We start from the raw sequence: 25815 nt of genomic DNA on the forward strand, positions 1-25815 counted from the left end.
CTGAAAATGAAACAAGCCATAGAGGAAACTCGACTCACTTTCGTTCGCTGAGTAAGCGATTCACACCAAATCACAGATTTGGGTTCTCTGCTTAACAACCATCATCAGCTCAATTTCACATGCCTGCTTCCAGAAAAATGTATCTAATTTCTAGTGTAGTGTTACGATTATAATTTCTCGATGATGCATACATATTCCGTTTATAAGTTTGATTTTTAATTTGGATATCTATGTCAGTATTTATAATTGGCACATATATAGTCAATTTAAATGATAGAGCACTTTTTGCAATATTTCAAGCAATATATGCACTATTTATTGCGAAAATGTTGAATATAATTATATTATGGTAAAAACATATTTGGAGGAAAAAACAATGAAGTTATATAAATTATTGCAGGATATAAAGTACGAAGTGATTAATGGCGGTGTTGATATAGATATCTCAAATATTAGTTATGATTCAAGAAAAATAAAAGAAGATTCAATATTCGTTTGCATAAATGGGGCAAATGTGAATGGACATGATTATATAAAAGAAGCAATAAAAAAAGGCGCTTTAGCAATAATAATTGAGGAAGAAATACAAGTTAATAATGAAAATATAACTGTAATAAAAGTAGATAATTCAAAAGTGGCATTAGCAAGTATTGCAAACTTATTTTATAATAAGCCATCAAAAGAGATTAATTTAGTTGGAGTAACAGGGACTAATGGAAAAACTACGGTTATTCATTATATCAAAGATATACTAGAAGCATATAATAAGAGAACAGCTGTAATAGGTACTTTAGGCTATGAATTTGAAAATAAAGAGGCAAGTATACAAAAAATAAATCCAACAACACCAGAAGCATTGGAGTTACAAGGTTTGTTTAGAGAGTTCATTGATAAAGGTGCTGAAAATGTAGTAATGGAAGTTACGTCCTCTGCGTTGGCAAAGTATAGAGTTGAAAATTGTGACTTTAATGTTGGTGTATTTACAAATTTATCTCAAGATCATCTAGATGAACATGGTACTATGGAAAATTATAAAAATGAAAAAATGAAATTATTTAGAAAATGTTCTATAGGAGTTATTAATTTAGATGATAAGATTGCAGAAGAAATTATAGAAAAAGCAACTTGTAAGATTTTAACTTATGGAATAAATAAAGAAGCTGATATTAAAGCAACAGATATTAGATATAAAAATGATTGTGTTATCTTTAAGATTAAGTTTAAAGAAATGAATTGGTCTTGGTGGTCAGGGAAAGATTTAAAAGTTAATATTCCAGGGAAAGTGACTGTTTATAATGCTTTAGCAGCAATAGGTGCTTGCTTAGGGCTTGGAATGGATATTAGTGATGTTATTAGTGCATTATCTAACCTTAAATATGTTCCAGGTCGATTAGAAATGGTAACAAACAGTTTAAATAAAAATATAATAGTTGATTATGCGCATACACCAGATGCTTTGGAAAGATTATTAATGATGGCAAGAGAAACTACTGATGGAAGATTAGTAACTGTATTTGGCTGTGGTGGAGATAGGGATAAATCAAAGAGAAAGATTATGGGAATGGCAGCTGGAATTTTATCAGATTATTGTATAATAACCTCTGATAATCCAAGGACAGAAGATCCAGAAAAGATTATTGAAGATGTAGAAGAAGGAATGGAGAAAATAAATTCAAGCTATGAAAAAATTGCAGATAGAAGAAAGGCCATTGAAAAAGGCTTAAAGCTTTTAAAAGAAGAGGATTTGTTAATAATAGCAGGAAAAGGTCATGAGAATTATCAAATAATAGGTGATGAAAAGATACATTTTGACGACAGGGAAATCGTTAAAGAAATTTTAGGATAAATTAAAGATATCCAAATCGAAAATTAGACTTATGCAACAATTACTTAAATCAGATACATTTATCTTCCACAGGACTAGTGAAATTTTCGCTGGAAAGTTCTAAATGGCGGCTTGTCGTCATTTCAGCATGTTCCAGATGTAAAATCCCCGAGGAGAAAGTTCATGCTTCCAAATATAAAATTTGGACATTCACTTTTGGACAAGCTGAAAATGAAACAAGCCCCTATTAAGAACCATCATCAGCTCAATTTCACATGCCTGCTTCCAGAAAAATGTATCTGATTTCTAGTGTAGTATTACGATTATAATTTCTCAATAATACATATATATTATATTTATAAGTTGAATTATTAATTTGGATATCTATAATAATATGGTTTAGAAGTTAAATTCAAAAAGTTAAAAAATCTCTGCAATTTTAGATTGTAGAGATTTTTTGTAATAAGTATTATTAATTCTAATTATAGTATATAGATATATTATAAAGGAATGGTCTAAAATATTAATTATATTAGAAGGAGAGGAATGAAGATCTATGAGAAATACATTAATTATTAGTGAAAGTCATTATGGAACTGCTAAAAGGGCTGCGGACATAATTGCTTTAATTTTAGGAAATTCAAGAAGTGTTGATGTAAGCAAGGTTCCACTGGAAATTAATAAATATAAAAATATAGTCTTGGTATTTGGGTTTTATGGATATAACACTGGAAAAAAGCTTAAAGAATATTTAGTGCTTGAAAAAAATAATATGGTAACTAAAAATGTAGCTATTATTGGAGTTGGATTATCGTGCAAAGATATTACTAAATATGCAGAATCTATTGAAAATTGTATTGGTAAAAAGGCAGAGTTTGTAGATTTTGTTCAAGGAGAATTGAGAATTGATAAGCTTACTGAAGAAGATAAAATAATTTTAATGGATTTTTTTAAAAAGACAAATATGAAATTCGAGGATATGGGGAATTTTGATAAGAAAAAAGCAATTGAATTAGCAAGCAGATTAGCAAGAATTTTAAATAAGCCTGAACAAGAAATGGAAAGGGAAGAATTAATAAATGAAATTAATAAGTTTATTACGAGTCATAATACCTGTACTCTTTCAACTGGAAGTGGAAATTTTATTAGAAATACACCAATAGAACATATATATTATAAAAATAATTTCTATTTTATTAGTGAAGGCGGATTTAAATTTAAGGGATTATTACAAAATTCAAATGTGTGTATAGCTATATTTAATAATTACACTTCTATGAGTAATCTTAAAGGGCTGCAGGTATCAGGGAAGGGGATGCTGATTCCTTATTTAAGTGAGGAATATATTGAAGGGATGAGCTTTAAAGGAATAAAAATGGAAACTTTGAATAATATTCCAATAAACATGAATTTGATAAAGGTTGTTCCAGAACAATTTGAGTTTTTAAATACAGATTTTAAAAATAAAGGATTTGATTCAAAGCAGTATTATTTTGCATAATAAAAAAGGCGCTATGTAGTTTTTATAATTATCAGCAACGTGACTATATAGAGTTGGTTTACTTGTATATAGATATTGTATTAAAATATAGTATAATAATTAATAGATTAAAAAGTGAGAGGAACTAAAGTCTATGGATATTAAGTCGAATGAATTATTTTGGAGTGCTGGAATAGATGAAGTAAAAAAGGGTTATATTGAAACTGAAAATGATTATAGATGTATTATATGTGAAGAAGCTTATGAAAAAGGACGCATATTTGAAGTGAATTCAAAATTATATGATGCAAGAAAGGCAGCAGAATTACATATTCAAGAAAAACATGGTTCAATGCTTGAATATTTACTTAGAATGAATTCAAATTTCACAGGCGTGTCTGAGGTACAAAGAGAGTTAATAACACTAATAGCTCAAGGGTTAACGGATAAAGAAATAGCAGCAGAGCTTGGAGTTGCACAATCAACTATAAGAAATCATAGATTTAAGTTAAGAGAAAAGGAAAAGCAAGCAAAATTATTCTTAGCCATGATGGATTTACTTTCAAAAAATACTAATAAGAAGATTAATAAATTAGATAAAGGCATTATATGTGATCCTCATAAAACAGCAACTACCATAGATGATAGGTTTAATATAACTGATGAAGAAAAATTAAATGTAATTAACACATATATGGATGAAAATAAAGCTTTGAAGAGCTATCCTGCTAAGGAAAAGAAAAAAATTATTGTCTTAGAAGAGATATCAAAGAATTTTACAAATGGAAAGACTTATTCAGAAAAAGAAATAAATAGGATCCTTGAAAGAGTGTATGAAGATTATGCAACAATAAGAAGGGCGTTAATAGAGTATGGTTTTATTGAAAGAGCTAAAGATTGTAGCAGTTATTGGTTAAAAGAATAAATTTAAATTAAAAATAAAGGGGCATATATAGATGGATAAAAAATTTAGTATGCATGGATTTTTATCCAAGTATCCTAGAACAGAAGAAACTATTTTAAAACACAATATAAATGTGGATAATCTTAAGGAAATTTACGAAGATTATATGGAATATAAAAATTCATATGAAAGTCAAGCAGAGTTTATAGCTAATATATTGAGATCAGAAAATATGGTACATTCAGTTAAATCCAGAATTAAGGATCCAGATAGATTAATTGAGAAGATTATAAGAAAAACAGAAGATAGAAAGAGTAAATATGGAAGTGATTTTGAATTTACAGTAGAAAACTATAAAAATGAAATAAATGACTTAATAGGAATTAGGGTTATTCATATTTTTAAGGATCAATGGCAGGGAATACATGAATTTATTTCTAAGACTTGGAATGTAATTGAGATTACAGCTAATGTTAGAGATGGTGATAACATAGAAGTTTTTGATGATCCTAGTATTGAGGTAAGATCGAAAGCATCTGGATATAGATCTGTTCATTATCTTGTGGAATTTTATCCAACGAATCAAAAGGTTATTGCCGAAATACAGGTTAGAACGATTTTTGAAGAAGGTTATGGAGAAATTGATCATAGATTAAGATATTCACATAATGAAATTCCAGAAATTTTGAAATCAAACTTATTATTATTTAATAGAATTGTAGGAAGTGCAGATGAAATGGCATCTTTAATCAACAATTTAAGCAAGGAATGGGGAGAAAAAGAGACAAATTATAAAAAAATAATAGAGAAACAAAAAGCAGAAATATATAAATTAAAAAACAACAAAATACAAAATTAGCAGTATGAATTATAACTAGTAACGATTCATTTAATTTCCTTGACCGACAATAGCTAGTCTTTATATAATTATATATAAAGAGTATTGAGAGGGGGTATTTAAATGATTTATGTGCCTCAATTTAAATTGAAAAGTGGTATGGAACTGGCTTGCGATATAGAACTAGATTCTAAAATGAAATCAAAAGCCTTGCTATTTAAAAAAGGAACTATATTAACAAAAGATAATATTGATAATTTAGTTAAGTTCGGTATTGTTGGCGTTTATATTGAAGACGGAAGAAATAATGAGATTTTAGATTACAAATTAAGAAAAGAATCAGTATTTGCAATTAAAAAAATATTTGATGTTTGCGAAAACACTCATAAGATTTTGGATGAAAATAGTATAAAAGAAATTGAGAAAATATCTGAAAAACTTGTTGAAAATATTAGTAAAAATAAAGGCGTTACTGTAGGAATTTCTGATTTGCAGACCTACGATGAAGATACATATTTACATTCTCTAAGTGTGACTGTCATATCAATTGCAATAGGAGCAGAATTGGGATTAGATAAGCAACAGCTTTGCAATTTAGGTGTATGTGCTTTGATGCATGATATTGGAAAAGTTGAAATTCCTATTGAACTAATTTCAAAACCAGGTAAATTAACTGATATTGAATTTGATATAGTAAAAACACATGCAACATTAGGTGCAAATTACATAATAAAAAATGATTTGTTAGATAAAGAAATATATTTAGGGATAATTAGTCATCATGAAAAATATGATGGATCTGGATATCCGAATGGATTGAAAAAAAATGAGATACCTATTTTTGGAAGAATAATTACAGTTGCAGATGTGTATGATGCTTTAACAGCCAAAAGACCTTATAGACAACCAATAAAACCATTTGAGGCAATTGAATATATCATGGGTGGCGTAGGGACTAGCTTTGATTATGATGTGGTTAAAGCTTTTTTGAGAAAGATAGAACCATATTCTGTAGGAGTTCATGTAAGATTGAGTGATGGTAGAAAGGGCATTATAATGAAAGTAAACCATGAAAATCCATTAAGACCAATATTAAAAATTGTAGGGGGAGATGGGGAAGTTTTAGATCTTTTAAGTGATTCCAGTTTGAAGAATATTGTTATTAAGGGTATTGATTATAATTATTTGATAAAATAATATTGGAATATTTGCGAAAATAATGATAAATTTTGATAAATATTATGAAAAAAAATATAAATTATGTGTTCCAATTCGTCATAATTGTGTTATAATAGAGTTAACCCTAATAAATACTAAATAAAACCCCTTAACAATTTTCTCTCTCTAAAGCAGTAAATAAGCTTTCTTATTTACTGCTTTATTTGTGTGTGAGGATATTATGAAAAATAAATAATCAGTATGATAGACTTTGGAGAGCTAAAAAATAAAGGGACTATACAGATAATTTTTTTTTGTTATAATAAAATGTGTAAAATACATAGTAAATTTATAAGAAAAATCAGAAAAATATATTTTGATTTTTTCTTATGTCAAAAAATGAAAGGAAGAAAATAATTTTGGAAGTTTATTTTGATAATAGTTCAACTACAAAACCTTTAGAAGAAGTAATAAACGAAGTGACTTTTGGAATGAAGGAGTTTTATGGAAATCCTTCATCTTTACATAATTTAGGCTTAAAGAGTGAGAAGAAACTCAAAGAATGTAGAGAGGTCTTAGCGAAAACTATAAATGCTGCTGAAAATGAAATACATTTTAATTCTGGTGGAAGTGAAGGAAATAATTTCATTCTTAAAGGGCTATTGAAAAGCGGATCACATATTATTACAACACCATTTGAGCATGCTTCAATTTTAAATACAATAAAGAAATTAGAAGAAAATAATATTAAAGTGACCTTATTAAGAGTCGATGAAGAAGGAAAGATAGATTTAAATCATTTGAGAGATGCAATAACTAAGGAAACTGTACTTATTTCAATAATGCATGTAAATAATGAAATTGGAGTAATTCAAGATTTAGATGACATAAGTAAAATAATAAGAGAAACCAGTAGTAGAGCTAAATTTCATGTGGATGCTGTTCAGAGCTATGGAAAAATTCCTATTGATGTAAAGAAATTAAATATAGATTTTTTAACAACAAGTGCTCATAAAATTCATGGACCAAAAGGAGTTGGATTTATATATGTTAAAAAGCCAAACGCATTAGTTTCATTAATTGAAGGCGGTGCACAAGAATTTGGCTTTAGAGCTGGGACACAAAATGTACCGGGAATTATGGGTATGAGTTTGGCTGGTAAGATAGCTAATGAAAATATGAAAGATAATTATGATAAAGTGCTGAAAATAAAAGAAAAGTTTATTGAAAAGTTAAAAAATATTCCCAATATAAGGATAAACAGCTTATTAAATGATAGTTTTTCACCGTATATTTTAAATGTATCTTTTATAGGTGTTAGAGGTGAAGTTTTACTTCATTATTTAGAGGAAGCAGGAATATATGTATCTACAGGATCAGCTTGTTCATCGAAAGAAAGAGAAAGAATTGGCGGTAGCTATGTCTTAAAGTCTTTAGGTTTAAGTAAGGATGAAATTGCTGGAGGAATTAGATTTTCTTTTTCAGATGATAATAAAGAAGAAGAAGTTAATTATGTAATTGAAATTTTAGAAAAAGGATTAAAATTTTTGAGGAGGATTAAGAAATAATGAAAGAACTTATTTTAGTAAAATATGCCCCAGAAATATTTTTAAAGGGATTAAATAAAGGAAAATTTGAAAGAAAATTAAGAGATAATATCGGAAAGAAACTTGAAGGAATAAAAGCAGAATTTATACATGATAGTGGAAGATATTTTATAAGAACTGATGAGGTAGAAGAAAGTATTAATAGAATAAAAAAAGTATTTGGAGTATTGGAAGTATGCTTGGTTAGAGAAGTAGAAATTGATTTTGCTGCAATAAAAGATGAAGCTTTACAAAAAATGAAGGAAGCAAAGGGTAGTACTTTTAAGGTTGTAACAAATAGAGCAAATAAAAAGTTTGAATTAAATTCTATGGAAGTGTCAAGAGAAGTTGGAGCATATGTTTTAACTAATTTAGATAGGGAAATAAATGTTGATGTTAAAACTCCAGAAATCCTATTAAATATAGAAATCAGAAATAATTATGCTTATGTTTGGTCTAATAATGACATAACAAAAGGGGCAGCAGGTATGCCTTATGGTACAAATGGTAGCACTATGTTAATGCTATCAGGTGGAATTGATTCACCAGTTGCAGGATATCTTATGGCTAAAAGAGGAGTAGAATTAAACTGTGTATATTATCACAGTCATCCATATACTTCAGAAAGAGCTAAAGACAAGGTTAAGGAATTAGCTAAAATACTTTCCGAATATACTGAAAAAATAACCTTATATATAGTTCCATTTACAGATATTCAAATGGAGATTATAGATAAGTGCAGGGAAGATGAACTTACTATAATAATGAGAAGATTTATGATGAGAATAGCATGTAATCTTTCTGAAAAGTATGGAATAAACTCTGTTAGTACAGGTGAGAGCATTGGGCAAGTAGCAAGTCAAACTATGGATGGACTTATAGTAAGTGATGATTGTGCGGATAGACCTGCATTTAGACCTTTAATAGCTATGGATAAGACGGATATTATGGAAATAGCAAGGAAGATAGGAACTTATGAAACTTCTATACTTCCATATGAGGATTGCTGTACTATATTTGTACCTAAGCATCCAAAAACAAATCCAAAGCTTAATGAAATTAGAAAAGAAGAAGAAAAATTAAATATAAATGAATTAGTAGAAAAGGCAATTGATAATATTGAAATTGTGAATTTCTAGGATTTAAAAACAAAGTTGTTATTCATTATATATAATTAGAATAAAACATTTATACATATTTCTAAGTTGAATTTTGTATAAATGTTTTTTTATTATAAAGGATGTAAACATTTATAATAATTCATAGGATTTAATAAATAATTGCATAGAAAAAATTGAAATAATATAAAAAATGTGATATGCTCATTGTAGTAACATGTTATGTACTATTAGATAAAAAATAGTTATAATAAAATTAAAAAACATAACTTTATAACTTGAAAAATAGAAAAGAGGTAAGAGTATGATAATAGTAAATTGTGCATTGAGACAAGATGACGTAATAAAGATTGTAGAAGAAATCGAAGTTGAAGGTGAAAAAGTATTTAAATTTGTAAAAAAAGAAGGTCTTAAATTATTTTTTGATTGTAGCCTTGAGGATTCAGCAAAAGCTGCTACAATTGCAAAACAAGCAATAAAAGATACTCAACTTGGTAAAGCTTTATTTTTTAGCGTAAATCCAGCATAATTATAAAAGAAATAATAGATTGTCCATATTCAACAGTACAGATAAATGTTAAATATGGACAATCTATTTTTATTATTTTTTAATAAATAATATTAAATTATGTAAATAGAATCAAGAATCATAAATTCTCAATAAAATTAAAGAGAAAACTAATATTACAGATGCAAACCAAATCGACTTTACACCTACCCATATGCTAGTTATTCCACCAATGCAAGAGCCTAGCAAAAAAGATAATATTATTATTGAATACCTCATAGTGCTTGCAGCAGCTTTTTCATCTTTTCGAGTGAATGCAATATATGCTGAGTGACAAGCTGATCTTAAATTCCCTGTGCACATAGTTGTGCAATATGGAGAATCAACCAAAGTTCTAAACGAAGATATTTGAACAGCTGAAACAAAAGAAATAGGAACTGTAATAAAAATATCAGGAATTGAGTTTGGTATAAATCCAATAATAAATAATACAACTATTTCTAAAGCAAGAATAATAGATTCGGAATTAATGGTGAAAGCAATCGAAGGAGGACTAAAATCCTTTATTCTTTCTGCAACTAGAGTTCCGACTATAAATGCTAAAATTGGGAAAAAGGCCATTAATGCTTGCATAAAATGTCCTTTAGTAAATTCTATTCCTACTAAAACAATGTTTCCGGTTTGAGCATTTGCAAAGACTCCGCCTCTACAAATAAAAGTATAGGAATCTAAAAATCCACCAACTATTGCTAGAAGAAACCCCAATTTAACTGATTGTGAAATTTTTGGATACATTTTAGTTTCGTTGGTATTTGTATTATTATTTGTTGTTGTATTTTTAGTAATCAATTCTATAATTACTCCTTTCATATTATTGAAAACATGATGTTTTCATATTTACTATAATAGTTAAAGATGATATAAAAATCAACTTTCTTGAAAATTTTTTAGAATTATTGACATGCAATAGAAAATACTATATTATAAATTTAATTACAGTTTAGCACGTTAAAGCGATAAAATATAAATGGATAATAGTGGGGTGGAAAATGAGTAAGAAGAATATGCTTCCAGAGGGAACAAGAGACTTGATTTTAAACGAATGTATAATAAAGAGAAAATTAGAAAGAGATATAGACAATCTATTTGAAAAGTGGGGATATAAAGAAGTTATTACACCAACTGTTGAATTTTATGAAACTTTCAACCATGATTCACAAACATTAAAAGAAGAAGATATGTATAAGTTTTTTGATAATAGGGGACGTATTTTGGTGTTGAGGCCAGATATGACAATTCCTATAGCTAGAGTTGTTCAAACAAAATTAAAGGATGTAGAATTTCCAATTAAGTTAAGATATACTTCTAATGTATTTAGAGTGCATGAAAGCTTAGGTGGTAAAAGAAATGAATATACCGATTGTGGTGTAGAATTTATAGGTCTTGAAAATAAAAAGTCTGATTTAGAAATTTTAGTGCTTGCATTGGAAGCATTGAAAAAATTGGGATTAAGTGACTTTAAACTTGAAATAGGTAATATAGGAATATTTAATGGGGCTTTTAATGATTTGAAAATAAATGTAGAAGATAAAGAGATAATCGCAAATTTTATTGAAGAAAAAAATTTAAAAAATTTAGAGGATTATTTAGGTAACTTAGAAATTAAAGAAGAATATAAAAAATTTTTCAATAAACTTCCTTGGCTATTTGGAGATAAACAAATCATAAGTGAAGCAAAAAAATTAGCATTTAATAATGAAATAATTGAAAATTTAAAATATCTTGAAGAGTTATATAATCAGTTAGAGGAATTGGGATATGGTGAAAGTGTGACTTTTGATTTGGGAATGGTTCCAAGACTCAATTATTATACAGGTATAATTTTTAGAGGTTATGGAGAAGGCCTTGGAAATACTCTATTAAGAGGTGGAAGATATGATGGTTTAATAAAATTTGCTAATTCTTTTGTGCCAGCTGTTGGGTTTTCAATAGATATTAATTCGGTTATCTCAACTTTTGAATTAGATGAAAGTTGTATTAAAACAGAAAATGAATATAAGATTTACTACAATGATAAAGATAGAATTAAAGCAATTAAAAAGAGTGAAGAACTTAGAGAAGAAGGGTATATTGTTGAATTACTTCCGAATAATGATATTAATGAAATAAAAATTATTAATGGGGGCGAACTATAAAATGAGCATAAGCATAGCATTGACAAAGGGGAGACTAGAACAAGAAACAATAAAAATATTAGACAAGGCAAAATTTGATCCATCTGAACTAAAAAATAAAGGAAGAAAACTTGTATTTAAAGATAAAACTCAAGATATAGATTATTTTTTGGTTAAAGCTGCTGATTCAATAACTTATGTTGAACATGGAGTAGCTGACCTTGGAGTTGTGGGGAAGGATACTATTTTAGAATATGATAATAATTGTTATGAAGTATTAGATTTAGGTTTTGGAAAGTGTGGTTTTATAGTTGCATCATTACCTGAAAATGATATTTTCAAGAAGGTTGGACATATTAAGATAGGAACTAAATATCCAAAGGTTGCTAAAGATTACTTTAAAAAGAAAGGAATGGATGTCGAGGTTATAAAAATAGAGGGCTCTGTTGAACTTGCACCAATACTAGGATTGTGTGATGGTATCGTAGATATTATGGAAACAGGAACAACTTTGAAGGAAAATGGATTAGTTGTACTTGATAGAATTTGTGAAATAAGTGCAAGATTAATAGTAAATAGGGCTAGTTTTAAAATGAAACAAGCTGAAATAGGAAATTTTATAGAAAGGATTAAAGAAGTGATAAATAATTGACAAAAAACGTGAAATGTTGATAATTATAATTAGTATATTTTAATTTATTAATAAAAATATATATTAAAAATTAAAAAAACGATTTTTGGCAAGGTAGAGGGGGCGGTTTATTCCATGTTAAATTTGATGGAAATAACAAAAGAAAATAAGGAAACCTTAATTAAGGAACTTAAAGGAAGAGTTGCAGAGACAGAACAGGAAATAATATCAAATGTGAATGGCATTTTATCAAAGGTTAAAAGCGAAGGGGATAAAGCTTTATTTGATTTTACAGAAGCCTTTGACAAAATTGTTCTAAAGAATTTGGAGGTTTCAAAGGATGAAATCGAGGAGTGTTTTAATAAGGTTGAAGATGATTTTATTGAAGCATTAGAAGAAGCAAAAGCAAATATTGAAGCTTATCATAATAAGCAGAAATCAAATGGCTTTTTAATGACAAAAGATAAGGGAGTTTATCTGGGGCAAAGAGTACTTCCTTTAGAAAGAGTTGGAGTATATGTTCCTGGTGGGACTGCTGCATATCCTTCATCAGTACTAATGAATGTAATTCCTGCAAAAGTTGCAGGGGTAGATGAAATTATAATGGTTACTCCTCCTGATAAGGATGGTGGAATTAATCCATATATAGGGGTAGCTGCTAAAATTGCTGGAATAGATAAGATATATAAAGTTGGAGGAGCTCAAGGGGTAGCTGCCTTGGCATATGGAACTGAGACTATTCAAAAAGTTGATAAAATTGTTGGGCCTGGAAACATATTTGTTGCTACTGCAAAGAAGCTAGTATTTGGAGAGGTTGATATAGATATGATTGCAGGGCCTAGTGAAATATTAGTTATCGCTGATGAAAAATCAGATCCAAGTTTTGTTGCTGCAGACTTAATGTCACAAGCGGAACATGATAGGTTAGCATCTTCAATATTAATAACAACTTCCAAAGATTTATATGAAAAAGTAGAAGTAGAATTGGAAAAGCAAATTAATACTCTTGAAAGAGAAGAAATAATAAGAGCTTCCCTTAAAGATTTTGGTACAGCAATAATATGTGCAAATATTGAAGAGTGTATTGATATATCTAATGCAATTGCTCCTGAGCATTTAGAAATAATGGTAGATGATCCAATGCAATATTTAGGAATGGTTAGAAATGCAGGATCTGTGTTCTTGGGAAGGTATTGTCCAGAACCTATTGGAGATTATTTTGGAGGAACAAACCATGTATTGCCTACTAGTGGTACAGCAAGATTTTTTTCACCATTATCAGTTGATAGTTTTATAAAGAAATCTTCATTTATTTATTATTCAAAAGAAGCAATTGAAGAAAATGGAGAAAAGATAATAACTTTAGCAAATAAAGAGGGACTTACAGCTCATGCTAATTCAGTGAAAGTGAGATTAAACCATGGGCGTGTATAATGAGTATATCGATGCTTATGATGAATATGTTGTTAGACTAGATAGTAATGAGATATATCTAGAAATGGATGAAAATATGCACAGGCAGATGAAATCTTGTTTAACTAGCATGGAGTTACATAGATATCCTACTAATGAAATGAACGAAATTAAAGAGTTATATGCAAAATATTCAAGTGTAGAAAGCAAAAATATTATAGTAAGTAATGGTTCTGATGAAGCAATTGAACTGGTTATAAGTAGGGTGATAAAGCAAGGGAAAAAAGCATTAAGTTTGTGCCCTGATTTTGTAATGTATGATTTTTATGTTTCAAGATTTGGTGGAGAGCTTGTAACCTATAATATTGATAAAACTATGAATTTTAAGGTGGAAGAATTTATAGAACTCGGAAAGCAAGAAAAGGTTGATTTGATTATTTTTTCTAATCCTAATAATCCTACAGGGATAAGTATAGAAATAAAAGATATAATTAAAATATTAGAAGAATTTAAAGATACAATAGTTCTTGTGGATGAAGCTTATTATGAATTTCATGGGGAGTCTATGCTCCAGTATATAAATAAGTATAAAAATCTCATGGTGACGAGAACTCTTTCAAAAGCATGGGGACTTGCATCCTTGAGAATTGGTTTTTTAATTACTCATGAAGGTAACGTAGAGGAATTATTAAATTATAAAGTGCCTTATACAATAAGTTCTTTTTCACAAAATTTAGCAGCTATAGTATTGAGATATCCACAAAATGTTGTGAAAAATACAAAGCTAGTAGTAAAACAAAGAGAAGCGCTATATGAAAATCTAAAGGAGATTCAAAAAAATGCAGCTATGAAAATCGAGTTTTACCCATCTAAAGGAAACTTTATTTATGGCAGAACGAAACATAAGGATGCTTTAATAAAAGGACTCGAAAATAATGGCATTGTGATTCGAAGTCTTAAAGGCGATACCTTTAGAATAACTGTTGGATCTGCGATGCAGAATAGAAAAGTGGTAGATGCCATAGCAAAGATTTTTATGTATTAATTATTCTATTATACAATTTTAGGAGGCAAATATGATAGAAAGAAGTTCAAAGAGAGAAAGAATAACCCAAGAAACAAGTATTAATTTGGAACTTAATTTGGATGGAAGTGGAAATAGTCAAATAAACACTGGCATTGGCTTCTTTGATCATATGTTAAATTTATTTGCTTTTAATGGAAAAATGGATTTAAAAGTTTCTGCTAAAGGTGATTTAGATGTATGTGATCATCATACAATTGAGGATATAGGAATAACTCTTGGTGAGGCTTTTAAGGAAGCTTTAGGAGATAAAGCTGGAATTAATAGATATGGAACGTTTTATGTTCCTATGGATGAAACTTTAGCTTTGGTATCCTTAGACATAAGCAATAGACCTTATTTGGTTTTTGATTGTGATTTCAAAAGAGAAAAAGTAGGAGAAATGTCAACAGAGATGGTTGTGGAATTTTTTAGAGCTTTTGCTTTCAATGCTGGAATAACTCTTCATTTAAAAGTTTTATATGGGGAAAATGATCATCATAAGATTGAAGCATTGTTTAAAGCATTAGGAAGAGCTATTAAGGAAGCAAAGTTTAGAAGTGAGGAAAATGGAATACCATCTACAAAAGGAAGGATTTAGGCAGTTTACAGTGCACAGTTTACAGTTTACAGTTGGGGGACAAAGTTGTGGGAAAAATAACAAACTGTAAACTGTACCTTGTAAACTGTAAACTGAACAATTGGGGTGTTTGAATGATAGTAATAATTGATTATGGAATGGGAAATTTAAAAAGTGTTAAAAATGCTCTTGATTTTCTGAAATTAGAAAGTAAAATTTCGGCTGAGATAGAAGAAATTCAGAAGGCAGATGCATTAATATTGCCAGGGGTTGGAGCTTTCCCGGATGCAATGGACACTATTGAAAAACTAGCTTTGGATAAAGTTATTAAAGAAGAAGTGAGGAAGAAAAAACCTCTTCTTGGTATATGCCTTGGTATGCAGTTACTATTTGAAAAAGGCTTTGAAGGAATTGAAAGAAAAGGTCTTGGATTGCTAAAAGGGAATATTGTTAAAATGAAAGAAGATAAAAGTAACAGTGTAAAGATTCCTCATATTGGCTGGAATAATTTGTTATACAATAAAAAAGATGAACTTTTTAATTCAATAGAAGAAGGAAAATTTGTTTATTATGTTCATTCATATTTTGCGCAAGATTATAATAAGGAAGATTTAATTGCGTATAGTGAATACGGTGATAACAAAATTCCAGGTGTTGTTAGGAGTAGCAATGTCATTGGGGCTCAATTTCATCCAGAAAAGAGTGGAACTGTAGGATTAAGTATTTTAAAGAACTTCGGGGAGTTGATTAAATGATAATTTTACCAGCAATTGATATCATAGATGGAAAACCAGTAAGATTATATCAAGGAGATTATGATAAAAAAGAAATAGTTGCAGAAGATGTATTTGAGACAGCAAAGTCTTTTCAAGCTGTTGGGGCTGAATATGTACACTTAGTTGATTTAGATGGAGCAAAGAGTGGGAGCAATGAAAATCATGAACTAGTAATAAAAATTGCTAACATGCTTAAAATTCCTGTGGAGCTTGGAGGAGGAATACGTTCTTTTGAAACAATAAAATACTTATTAGATAATGGAATTTCTAGAGTTATTCTTGGAACCATAGCAATGGAAGACGAGGAGTTACTAAAAAAAGCAATAAATACATATGGAGAAAAGATTGCAGTTGGAATAGATTGTAAAGATGGAAAAGTATATGGAAGAGGCTGGTTAGCTGGAAGTGATTTAGATTATATTGAATTTGCTAAAAAGATGGAAGCTGTTGGTGTTAAAAACATAATAGTAACTGATATAAGCAAAGATGGGACCTTGGAAGGACCAAATGTTGAAATGCTTAAAAAGTTAAAAGAAACAGTTAATATTGATATTACTGCATCTGGCGGGATTAGAGATATTGAAAATATAAAGGATTTAGCAGAAATAGGATTATATGGTGCAATAACAGGTAAAGCAATATATGCAAAAACCTTATCCTTAGAAGAAGCAATAGTTGTTGCTAAATCAACTGTAACCTACTAACTATAACTGTGAATTGTAAATTGCCACAGGATACCATAAAGGGCATGAACTGTAACTTGTAAACTGTAAACTGAAAAAGTTGGGGGTGTTTTATGCATACAAAGAGAATTATTCCATGTCTTGATGTAAAAGAAGGAAGAGTTGTAAAAGGTATTAATTTTGAAGGCTTAGTAGACGTTGGAGATCCTGTTGCTTTAGCTGAATATTATAATAAACAAGGTGCAGATGAATTGGTTTTTTTAGATATTACTGCCACCCATGAAAAAAGAGGTATAATGGAAAAAGTGGTTCAAAGTGTAGCTGAAAAGATTTTTATTCCATTTACTGTTGGTGGAGGATTAACCAATTTAGATGATATAAAGTCTATCCTTAGAGCAGGAGCAGATAAAATAAGTTTAAATTCAGCTGCAGTAAGAAATAAGAAGCTTATAAAAGAAGGAGCCTTCTATTTTGGGAGTCAATGTATAGTATTAGCCGCAGATGCTAAAAAAAGAGCAGATAATACTGGATGGAATGTTGTGATAAATGGTGGGAGAATAGATACAGGGATAGATTTGCTAAAATGGATTGAAGAAGCAACATCCCTTGGAGCAGGAGAAATACTATTAACATCAATGGATGCAGATGGAACTAAAAAAGGCTTTGACCTAGAATTAACAAAAGCAGTGAGTGATATAACTAATGTTCCTGTAATTGCTTCAGGAGGGTGTGGATGTTTAAAGGACTTTTATGATGTATTTGAAAATAATATTGCTGATGCAGCTTTAGCAGCTTCGCTTTTTCATTATGGAGAACTCACAGTAGATGAAGTTAAACAATATTTAAATGAAAGAAATGTTCCTGTGCGTATTTAATTAGAGAGATATATAATAATGGTTGGAGGAAAAATTCTAATGGATATTTGTAAAAGAGTGGAGCAAGTTGATTTTGAAAAAAGCAATGGTTTAGTTCCGACTATAGTTCAAGATTATGTAACTAAAGAAGTTCTAATGTTGGCTTATATGTCTAAAGAAAGTTTGAGGAAAACCTTGGAGGGAGAAACGACTTGGTTTTATAGCAGAAGTAGAAATGAACTTTGGAATAAGGGAGCAACTTCTGGTCATTTTCAATATGTTAAGGAAATAAGAATAGATTGTGATAATGATACATTGCTAATCCTTGTGGAGCAAAATGGTGCTGCATGTCATACAGGAGAAAAAAGCTGTTTTTATAGAATGTTATAATATTGCTACTAATGAAATGTTTACTGAGTATATGATAATGGAGGGATAGGAATGGATGGAAATATTAAAGCCTTATATGATGTGATTTTGAAAAGAAAAACCGAAGGTGAAGAAGGGTCTTATACAAAATATCTTTTTGAAAAAGGAACAGATAAAATATTAAAAAAAGTTGGAGAAGAATGTACTGAGGTAATAATTAGCTGTAAGGAAGATAATAAGGAAGAACAAATTAATGAAATATGTGATCTTACATTTCATCTTCTTGTATTAATGGCACAAATGGATATTTCAGTTGAAGAAGTTTCAGCAGAACTGGAAAGAAGAAGAAATAAAATTAATAATTTAAAAAGTGAAAGAAAGCCTATAATAAATGTCTAATACAAGTAGAATGAATTATAGATATACGATGCAAGAATTAGCGAAATCAGATACATTTATCTTCCACAGGACTAGTGAAATTTTCGCTGGAAGGTTCTAAATGGAGGCATGTCGTCATTTCAGCGTGTTCCAGATGCAAAATCTGGACAAGCTGAAAAGAAACAAGCCTCCATTAATAACCATCGTCAGCTCAATTTCACATGCCTGCTTCCAGAAAAATGTATCTGATTTCTAGTGTAGTGTTACGATTATAATTTCTCAATGATGCATGTATATTCTGTTTATAAGTTTGAGTATTAATTTAGATGTCTATATGAATTTTATCGAGAGGATTGTTTTTTATAGAGCAATTCTTTTTTTTATTCAAGAGAGTTAAGGTGTGGTAACTAGTATTGCGAACAAAAAAAGAAAACCTGTAGACTATGAGCACAGGTTTTCGTATGTCCATTTGAGAAAGGGAATAAATGAACATACCATTGTGGGTTTATATAACTTTATAGTGTATACTATAAAGTGTATGGGCATAATAATAGTTAATTAATTTTATTATACAATAAACAAAGAAAAAAACAATATTTTTTTATAATGCGACAATTAACTTTTAAAGAAATGTTTATTAAATGGTTGAAATAAATAAAAAAGTTTGATTTAATGTAAAAAAACTGTGAAAAATAAAAACATAAATTATTGAAGAAAAATCTTAATTATATTTTAGGGAGAAAAAATTATGATTGAAATTAGAAAAGAAGATTTATTAAAAGACACAATAGATTATGAAGAATATTCAGAAAATGTATGTAAGTTAACAATAGAAGAATTAAAGGCAGAAGGTTTATTGAAGTGTGGGGGGTGTTGTATGAAGGGTGAAAATAAAGAGAATAAATGCAGTAATTGTAAAAGTAAAAATAGCTGTAAAAAATAGATATCTGTGAAATTCAAATATTATTATTTTATTACAAATTATAATATATTGTAGATTTAAGTATAGTAATAATATATAATGAATTTGTTTGTTAATACATAAAAAGATTCGGAGGGATCTAGGTTTGGGAAAGCCAAGTATTTTTAGTAAAGAATATGAAAAAAAAATGAAAAAGAGAAAAAGAACTATATTGATATTTTCTTTAGCTGTAATAGTGGTAATAGCTGTACTTGTATTTAAAGTTATTTATAATCCAATTGATTATAAAAACATTAAAAATAATATACAAGCCTGGATTGATAGTGATACTACTAATGTAGACAAAAAGACACAAACTGAAACAAAAGCTAATAATAATGAAGATACGAATAAGAAGGAAGAGCCGGCTAAGAAAGAAACACCAAAGCCTGCAGAAGAATTTATTAATATAACTTTAGCCAGTGGAAATACTGCTAAGGCAATATACGTTGATAATAATGGTGAAAAAATATTTAAAACCTTAGAGAGTAGTGATACAGGAATAAGTTTTGACTTAAGTCCGTCAGGAAAGCAAATAATTGTCATGGATACGAATGCTGTAATAACATTATATAATGTAGATGGAACCAATAAGGTTGTATCAAAGGATCAATATGTATCTACAAAAGGAAGTGTTTTTGCAAAAGACGCTATAATTCAATCTAACCCAGGATATTTGTGGAATGTCAATCCTAAATTTATTAGTGAAGATAAAATCATTTTTGTGACTAATAGACCTTATTTTGGAGGTGCAGCACTTAAACAATATATATGGATGACAGATATTTCAAATGATAGTGATAAAATATTTTGGGATTTAGCTGGTCAGAGCATAGAAATTGGAGCAAAGGAAGAAAAAGGAGTTAAAGTCACTGTTGACGGACAGACTCATTATATAGATATGAATGGTAATAATATTCAATAAAGATAATATTAATTAATAAATTATTTGATAAGATTTACGGGTTTATGGTATAATGACCTAGTTAAAATAGATGTACACTGTTTAGGAGGAAAGAATAAATGAAAGCTAACGTAGAAAAAATAGAAACAAATGTGATAAAACTAGAAATAAGGGTTGAAGCTGAAAAATTCAACGCAGCAATAACTAAAGCTTATAATAAAAATAAGAGTAGATATAACATTCCAGGTTTTAGAAAAGGAAAAGTTCCAATGGCAATGGTTAAAAAATTCTATGGAGTAGAAGTATTCTATGATGATGCAGTTAACTTTGCTATTGAAGAATCATATCCAGCAGCATTAGATCAAGAAAACATTAGACCGGTAGACTACCCACAAATTGATGTAGTTGAATTAGGAGAAGGTAAGGAATTAGTTTATACTGCTACTGTTGCTACTTATCCAGAAGTAGAATTAGGAGAATACAAAGGATTAGATATTAAAAAACCTATGTATGAAGTAGAAGATAGCGAAATAGAAAAGCAAATAAAAGATATGCAAGAAAAAAATGCTAGAATTGAAGTTAAAGCAGAAGGTGCTATAGCTAAAGGTGATATAGCTGTTATAGATTTCAAAGGATACATAGATGGAGTTGCTTTTGAAGGCGGCGAAGGAAAGGAGTATTCATTAGAAATTGGTTCTGGAACATTTATTGATAATTTTGAAGATCAACTAATTGGTTTAGCAATAGGAGATAAGAAGGAAGTTAATGTAACTTTCCCAGAAGCTTACGGTAAAGAAGATTTAAATGGTAAACCAGCTATGTTTGAAGTTGAAGTTAAGCAAATAAAAGTAAAAGAATTACCAGAATTAGATGATGAATTTGCTAAAGATGTTGCAGCTGTTGATACATTTGCAGAATTAAAGGAAAATTTAAAGAAGACTTTAGAAAAGAACAATGAAGAAAAAGCTGAAAGAGAATTTGAAGAAGCTGTTATTACAGCAATAATAGAAACTTCAAAAATGGATATTCCAGCAGCCATGATAGAAAAAGAAATTGATTCTATGATGAAAGACCTTGAAGGAAGATTAAAATATCAAGGATTAAGCTTAGAACAATACATGGAATTCACTGGAAATACAACAGAAAAAATGAGAGATTTCATGAAAGAAAATGCTGAAAGAAAAGTTAAGGCAGATTTAGTTCTTGAAGCAGTTGCTAAGGCAGAAGATATCAAAGCTACAGATGATGAAGTAAGTGCAAAAGCTTTAGAATTAGCAAAAATGTATAGCCCTAAAGAGCCAGAAAAAATGGCTGACGTTTTAGCTAAAGCTCAAAGAAGTATTCTTGAAAAAGACATAATATTAGAAAATACAATTAAATTTATAAAAGAAAATTGCAAATAATTTATTTTGCGATATAATATAAAATAAGCATAACAATTAAGATTGCCAGAAAAATTTTTCTGGCAATTTATTCAAATAAGGATTAACAAATTAATCCAAAAATTATATAATTAATGTTAGGCAAGAATAAAATAGTAGAGGAGGATTTATATGGCTTTAGTACCAATGGTTGTAGAACAAACAAGTAGGGGAGAACGTTCCTATGATATATTTTCTAGATTGTTAAAAGAAAGAATAATTATGTTAAGTGGCGAAGTAAACGATGATACAGCCAATTTAATAGTAGCACAATTATTGTTCTTAGAAAGTGAAGATCCTGATAAGGATATATTTTTATATATAAATAGTCCAGGAGGATCTATAACAGCAGGAAATGCTATTTATGATACTATGCAATTTATTAAGTGTGACGTGTCAACAATATGTATTGGAATGGCAGCTTCAATGGGAGCATTTTTACTTTCATGTGGAGCAAAAGGAAAGAGATATGCTCTTCCAAATGCTGAGGTTATGATACATCAACCACTAGGTGGATTCCAAGGTCAAGCAACAGATTTTGAAATTCATGCTAAGAGAATATTAAAGATGAAAGATACTTTAAATAGGATTTTAAGTGAAAATACTGGAAAACCTTTAGAAGTTATAAAAGCTGACGTTGAAAGAGATAACTTTATGTCTGCTGAAGAAGCTAAAAATTATGGCTTAATAGATGAAGTTATGATAAGACACAATACAGGAAAAGATAAATAGGATAAAGTATTTAATTAATGCGTTTAAGTGAGGTGAATGTATGGCTAAGTATGATGAAAAGAAACAGTTAAAGTGTTCTTTCTGCGGGAAAACACAAGAACAAGTAAAAAGATTAATTGCAGGGCCTGGTGTATATATTTGTGACGAATGTATTGACTTGTGCTCTGAAATCATAGCAGATGAATTTCAAGAAACTGTTGATTTTGACCCAAAAAGTGTTCCAAAACCAAATGAAATTAAAGAGTATTTAGATTCTTATGTTATTGGTCAAGAAAGAGCAAAGAAATCTTTGGCGGTAGCAGTTTATAATCATTATAAGAGAATAAATACTAATAAAGAAGAGATGGATGTTGAGCTATCAAAAAGTAATATTTTATTATTAGGACCAACTGGTTCTGGTAAAACATTACTTGCTCAAACTCTAGCAAGATTTTTAAATGTACCTTTTGCAATAGCTGATGCTACAACATTAACTGAAGCAGGATATGTTGGAGAAGACGTAGAAAATATTCTTTTAAAGCTTATACAAAATGCAGATTATGATGTAGAAAAAGCAGAAAGAGGAATAATATATATAGATGAAATAGATAAGATTGCTAGAAAATCTGAAAATCCATCTATTACTCGTGATGTATCAGGAGAAGGTGTGCAACAAGCTCTTCTAAAGATTTTAGAAGGAACAGTTGCATCAGTTCCACCACAAGGTGGGAGAAAGCATCCTCATCAAGAATTTATACAAATAAATACTTCTAATATATTATTTATTTGTGGTGGAGCCTTTGATGGAGTTGATAAGATAATAGAAAAGAGAACAAGAAAGAGTTCTATGGGATTTGGAGCAGAAATCCAAGCTAAACATGAAAAAGATGTAGGAAGCTTGCTTAAAGAAATTATGCCAGCTGATTTATTAAAGTTTGGTTTAATCCCTGAATTTGTTGGAAGACTTCCAATACTTGTTACATTAGAATCTTTAGATAGAGAAGCGTTAATTCAAATTTTAACTAAACCTAAAAATGCTCTTGTAAAGCAATATAAGAAGCTATTTGAAATGGATGATGTAAAATTAGAATTTGATGATAAATCTCTTGATGCAATTGCAGATGAAGCTATAAGCAGACAGACTGGAGCTAGAGGCTTAAGAGCTATCATTGAAGATATAATGAATGAAATAATGTATGAAATACCTACAGATAATAGAATAACTAAGGTTACAATAACAGATGATACTATTAAGAGTAAGAAAGAGCCTATTATTGAAAGGCTTGAAGAAGGAAAAGTTAGACCAACTTTAGTTAAAGCTAGAACTAAAAAAGGTATAGAATCAGCTTAAGATATTTATAAATCTATAGAAACAAGTTAGTATACTTATTACAGGTTATACTAGCTTGTTTTTTATTGTGCATAAAATCATAAAAGATGAATAATGAATGATTAATAATTGATTATTGAGCATTGAGAATTGCAATATATATTTATAAATTAAGAATATATTTGTAATAATAAGCAAATAATACTAATAACAAAAATGTAAGTAGAAAGGAGATAATAACAATAATGTTATTATGGTTATTGTTATTATGTTAAAGGTTATGACGAATATATTAATGATTTTGCAAATTATAGTTTTAATTCTTATGGTTTATGTTATGTTTAACTCCATGAATAAGCCACAAAAGACTAGAGAAGTGGTAATTGATAGGGAAAATACAAAAGAACTAAATAAATTAAATAAGTTAAGACAAATAAGTTTATCAAAACCGTTAACAGAAAAAAGTAGACCTTCAACCTTTGAAGAAGTAATAGGTCAAGAAAAGGGAATTAAGGCATTAAAAGCAGCACTGTGCGGCCCTAATCCACAACATGTGATTATATATGGCCCTCCTGGAGTTGGAAAAACAGCAGCAGCTAGATTAGTATTGGATGAGGCTAGAAAGTCAAAATTATCACCTTTTACACAAAACTCTAAATTTGTTGAACTTGATGCAACCACATTAAGATTTGATGAGAGAGGTATTGCAGATCCTCTTATTGGCTCAGTACATGATCCGATATATCAAGGAGCAGGATCATTAGGGGTTGCAGGTATTCCTCAACCAAAGGCTGGGGCAGTTACTAAGGCTCATGGAGGAGTTCTTTTTTTAGATGAAATAGGAGAATTGCATCCGATTGAATTAAATAAGCTTTTGAAAGTTTTGGAGGATAGAAAAGTTTTTTTAGATAGTTCATATTATAGTTCTGAAGATAGTAATATGCCTAGGTACATAAAAGAAGTTTTTGAAAATGGATTGCCAGCAGATTTTAGATTAATTGGTGCTACAACAAGATCGCCAGAAGAAATAATACCTGCAATTAGATCAAGATGTGTCGAAATATTTTTTAGAGCACTATTACCAGAAGAAATAGAAAAAATTGCAGCTAATTGTGTTAATAAAGTGGGGTTGATGATTACAAAAGAAGCAATTGAAGAAGTGAGTAAATATTGCACTAATGGAAGAGAAGTTATAAATTTAATACAATTAGCATCAGGAATAGCAATTAATGAGAATAGAATTGAAATAATATTTGAGGATATTAAATGGGTATTAGAAAATGGGCAATATAATAAAATAGTTTCTAATTTTATACCGTCCAAATCAAAAGTTGGAGTTGTAAATGGTTTAGCAGTATATGGTGCGAATATTGGAATGCTAATGCCACTTGAAGTAAGCTGTAAAAGAGTTGATGATAGAAGAGGAGAATTAAAGGTTACAGGAATAGTAGAGGAAGAGGAAATCACAAATAATAATAAAAAAATTAAAATGAAAAGTACCGCATATTCTTCAGTTCAAAATGTACTAACAGTTTTAGATAATTTATTTGACTTGAATACTGATAAATATGATATACATGTTAATATACCAGGTGGAATGCCAGTTGATGGCCCATCGGCTGGTATTAGTATAGCTACGGCAATATATAGTGCTATAACAAAGCAGGCAGTTAATAGATTTGTTGCAATGACAGGTGAGATAAGCATTTTGGGGTCAGTTAAGGCTATAGGAGGGGTGAAAGCAAAAATATCAGCTGCACTTAAAGGAGGGGCCACAAAAGTTATTATACCTAAAGACAATTTTGATGAGTCTTTAAATGAAATAGCTGGAATTGAAATAATTACAGTAAGCAAATTTAGTGAAGTTATAAAGGTTGCAATAGAAGTTAGAGAAGTTGTTAATGGAAATGATGTGGAAATATTATCAGCAGAAGCAAATTCTTCATTAAAAAATTAAAATTAATACAAAAATTGTAATAAGCCAATTTAGTTTTTCTTTAAAATTAGGAGAAACTAAATTGGCTGCAATAAATATTTTTACACATTTTCTTTTTTTTATTAATATATATATGGTATAATAGATGGATTAAACAATAATTATTATAAGGTATAAAATAATTTTAAGTTTGAAATTGTTTAGATGACATATG

The 25815-nt window shown here is 29.2% G+C and carries 25 protein-coding genes; 24 read left to right on the forward strand and 1 reads right to left on the reverse strand.

From position 1 onward, the window contains the following. Nucleotides 1-376 precede the first annotated feature (376 nt). The 8 genes from CSPA_RS07450 to CSPA_RS07485 all read left to right on the forward strand — a co-directional run bounded on the left by CSPA_RS07450 (nt 377) and on the right by CSPA_RS07485 (nt 9438). Entirely contained in the window at nt 377-1846 is a 1470-nt protein-coding gene (locus CSPA_RS07450) for a UDP-N-acetylmuramoyl-L-alanyl-D-glutamate--2,6-diaminopimelate ligase (RefSeq protein ID WP_015391615.1), read from the forward strand. A 535-nt stretch (nt 1847-2381) separates the two neighbouring features. After that, nucleotides 2382-3326, forward strand: a complete 945-nt coding sequence (locus CSPA_RS07455; RefSeq protein ID WP_015391616.1) for a flavodoxin domain-containing protein — start codon at nt 2382-2384, stop codon at nt 3324-3326. Between the two features lie 133 nt (nt 3327-3459). Continuing rightward, on the forward strand, nt 3460-4230 hold the full coding sequence (locus CSPA_RS07460) for a DUF2087 domain-containing protein (RefSeq protein ID WP_015391617.1): 771 nt from the start codon (nt 3460-3462) through the stop codon (nt 4228-4230). A gap of 31 nt (nt 4231-4261) precedes the next feature. After that, on the forward strand, nt 4262-5068 hold the full coding sequence (locus CSPA_RS07465; protein ID WP_015391618.1) for a RelA/SpoT domain-containing protein: 807 nt from the start codon (nt 4262-4264) through the stop codon (nt 5066-5068). 102 nt (nt 5069-5170) lie between these two features. After that, the gene (locus tag CSPA_RS07470; protein WP_015391619.1) at nt 5171-6244 is read left to right on the forward strand and encodes an HD-GYP domain-containing protein; all 1074 of its coding nucleotides are present in this window, start codon (nt 5171-5173) and stop codon (nt 6242-6244) included. Nucleotides 6245-6624: 380 nt separating this feature from the next. After that, nucleotides 6625-7773 carry a cysteine desulfurase family protein gene (locus CSPA_RS07475; protein ID WP_017810775.1) on the forward strand — a complete coding sequence of 383 codons (1149 nt, stop codon included), beginning with the start codon at nt 6625-6627 and terminating at the stop codon, nt 7771-7773. Beyond that, nucleotides 7773-8930 carry a tRNA uracil 4-sulfurtransferase ThiI gene (thiI, locus tag CSPA_RS07480; protein ID WP_015391621.1) on the forward strand — a complete coding sequence of 386 codons (1158 nt, stop codon included), beginning with the start codon at nt 7773-7775 and terminating at the stop codon, nt 8928-8930. Before CSPA_RS07475 ends, thiI begins: the two co-directional genes overlap by 1 nt. 283 nt (nt 8931-9213) lie before the next feature. Then, on the forward strand, nt 9214-9438 hold the full coding sequence (locus tag CSPA_RS07485; RefSeq protein WP_015391622.1) for a hypothetical protein: 225 nt from the start codon (nt 9214-9216) through the stop codon (nt 9436-9438). A 111-nt stretch (nt 9439-9549) separates the two neighbouring features. Here the strand turns inward: CSPA_RS07485 and CSPA_RS07490 are convergent, their stop codons facing one another. Beyond that, complete coding sequence (locus CSPA_RS07490; RefSeq protein WP_390624462.1) at nt 9550-10287, reverse strand: YoaK family protein; 738 nt, start codon at nt 10285-10287, stop codon at nt 9550-9552. Nucleotides 10288-10466: 179 nt separating this feature from the next. Between CSPA_RS07490 and hisZ the strand changes: the two genes are divergently transcribed. The 16 genes from hisZ (at nt 10467) to lonB (ending at nt 25622) form a co-directional block, all read left to right on the forward strand. Further along, on the forward strand, nt 10467-11612 hold the full coding sequence (gene hisZ / locus CSPA_RS07495) for an ATP phosphoribosyltransferase regulatory subunit (RefSeq protein WP_017810774.1): 1146 nt from the start codon (nt 10467-10469) through the stop codon (nt 11610-11612). Between the two features lies 1 nt (nt 11613). Beyond that, complete coding sequence (hisG, locus tag CSPA_RS07500; RefSeq protein ID WP_015391625.1) at nt 11614-12243, forward strand: ATP phosphoribosyltransferase; 630 nt, start codon at nt 11614-11616, stop codon at nt 12241-12243. A 114-nt stretch (nt 12244-12357) separates the two neighbouring features. After that, the gene (hisD, locus tag CSPA_RS07505) at nt 12358-13656 is read left to right on the forward strand and encodes a histidinol dehydrogenase (RefSeq protein ID WP_015391626.1); all 1299 of its coding nucleotides are present in this window, start codon (nt 12358-12360) and stop codon (nt 13654-13656) included. Continuing rightward, entirely contained in the window at nt 13643-14680 is a 1038-nt protein-coding gene (locus tag CSPA_RS07510) for a pyridoxal phosphate-dependent aminotransferase (protein ID WP_015391627.1), read from the forward strand. Before hisD ends, CSPA_RS07510 begins: the two co-directional genes overlap by 14 nt. Before the next feature lie 31 nt (nt 14681-14711). Continuing rightward, a complete protein-coding gene (gene hisB / locus CSPA_RS07515; protein ID WP_015391628.1) occupies nt 14712-15299 on the forward strand; it encodes an imidazoleglycerol-phosphate dehydratase HisB in 588 nt (195 codons plus the stop codon). Between the two features lie 113 nt (nt 15300-15412). Further along, the gene (gene hisH / locus CSPA_RS07520; RefSeq protein WP_015391629.1) at nt 15413-16033 is read left to right on the forward strand and encodes an imidazole glycerol phosphate synthase subunit HisH; all 621 of its coding nucleotides are present in this window, start codon (nt 15413-15415) and stop codon (nt 16031-16033) included. Then, the gene (hisA, locus tag CSPA_RS07525; protein ID WP_015391630.1) at nt 16030-16758 is read left to right on the forward strand and encodes a 1-(5-phosphoribosyl)-5-[(5-phosphoribosylamino)methylideneamino]imidazole-4-carboxamide isomerase; all 729 of its coding nucleotides are present in this window, start codon (nt 16030-16032) and stop codon (nt 16756-16758) included. The genes hisH and hisA overlap by 4 nt, the downstream gene beginning before the upstream one ends. 92 nt (nt 16759-16850) lie before the next feature. Next, nucleotides 16851-17612, forward strand: a complete 762-nt coding sequence (gene hisF, locus CSPA_RS07530; RefSeq protein ID WP_015391631.1) for an imidazole glycerol phosphate synthase subunit HisF — start codon at nt 16851-16853, stop codon at nt 17610-17612. A 39-nt stretch (nt 17613-17651) separates the two neighbouring features. Next, the gene (gene hisI / locus CSPA_RS07535) at nt 17652-17981 is read left to right on the forward strand and encodes a phosphoribosyl-AMP cyclohydrolase (protein WP_015391632.1); all 330 of its coding nucleotides are present in this window, start codon (nt 17652-17654) and stop codon (nt 17979-17981) included. 51 nt (nt 17982-18032) lie between these two features. After that, nucleotides 18033-18359: a phosphoribosyl-ATP diphosphatase gene (gene hisE, locus CSPA_RS07540; protein WP_015391633.1), complete on the forward strand. Its 327-nt coding sequence runs from the start codon at nt 18033-18035 to the stop codon at nt 18357-18359. Nucleotides 18360-19086: 727 nt separating this feature from the next. Beyond that, the gene (locus CSPA_RS07545) at nt 19087-19281 is read left to right on the forward strand and encodes a hypothetical protein (RefSeq protein ID WP_015391634.1); all 195 of its coding nucleotides are present in this window, start codon (nt 19087-19089) and stop codon (nt 19279-19281) included. 124 nt (nt 19282-19405) lie between these two features. After that, nucleotides 19406-20224 (forward strand): hypothetical protein, encoded by an 819-nt coding sequence (locus CSPA_RS07550; RefSeq protein ID WP_015391635.1) that lies wholly within the window; start codon nt 19406-19408, stop codon nt 20222-20224. Between the two features lie 98 nt (nt 20225-20322). Then, nucleotides 20323-21606, forward strand: coding sequence for a trigger factor (tig, locus tag CSPA_RS07555; RefSeq protein ID WP_015391636.1), 1284 nt, complete (start codon nt 20323-20325; stop codon nt 21604-21606). Between the two features lie 150 nt (nt 21607-21756). Beyond that, nucleotides 21757-22356 carry an ATP-dependent Clp endopeptidase proteolytic subunit ClpP gene (clpP, locus tag CSPA_RS07560; RefSeq protein WP_015391637.1) on the forward strand — a complete coding sequence of 200 codons (600 nt, stop codon included), beginning with the start codon at nt 21757-21759 and terminating at the stop codon, nt 22354-22356. Between the two features lie 40 nt (nt 22357-22396). Beyond that, a complete protein-coding gene (clpX, locus tag CSPA_RS07565) occupies nt 22397-23686 on the forward strand; it encodes an ATP-dependent Clp protease ATP-binding subunit ClpX (protein WP_015391638.1) in 1290 nt (429 codons plus the stop codon). A 259-nt stretch (nt 23687-23945) separates the two neighbouring features. After that, nucleotides 23946-25622, forward strand: coding sequence for an ATP-dependent protease LonB (lonB, locus tag CSPA_RS07570; RefSeq protein ID WP_026106427.1), 1677 nt, complete (start codon nt 23946-23948; stop codon nt 25620-25622). Nucleotides 25623-25815: the final 193 nt, after the last annotated feature.

The sequence above is a fragment of the Clostridium saccharoperbutylacetonicum N1-4(HMT) genome (assembly GCF_000340885.1).
Classification (GTDB): domain Bacteria; phylum Bacillota; class Clostridia; order Clostridiales; family Clostridiaceae; genus Clostridium; species Clostridium saccharoperbutylacetonicum.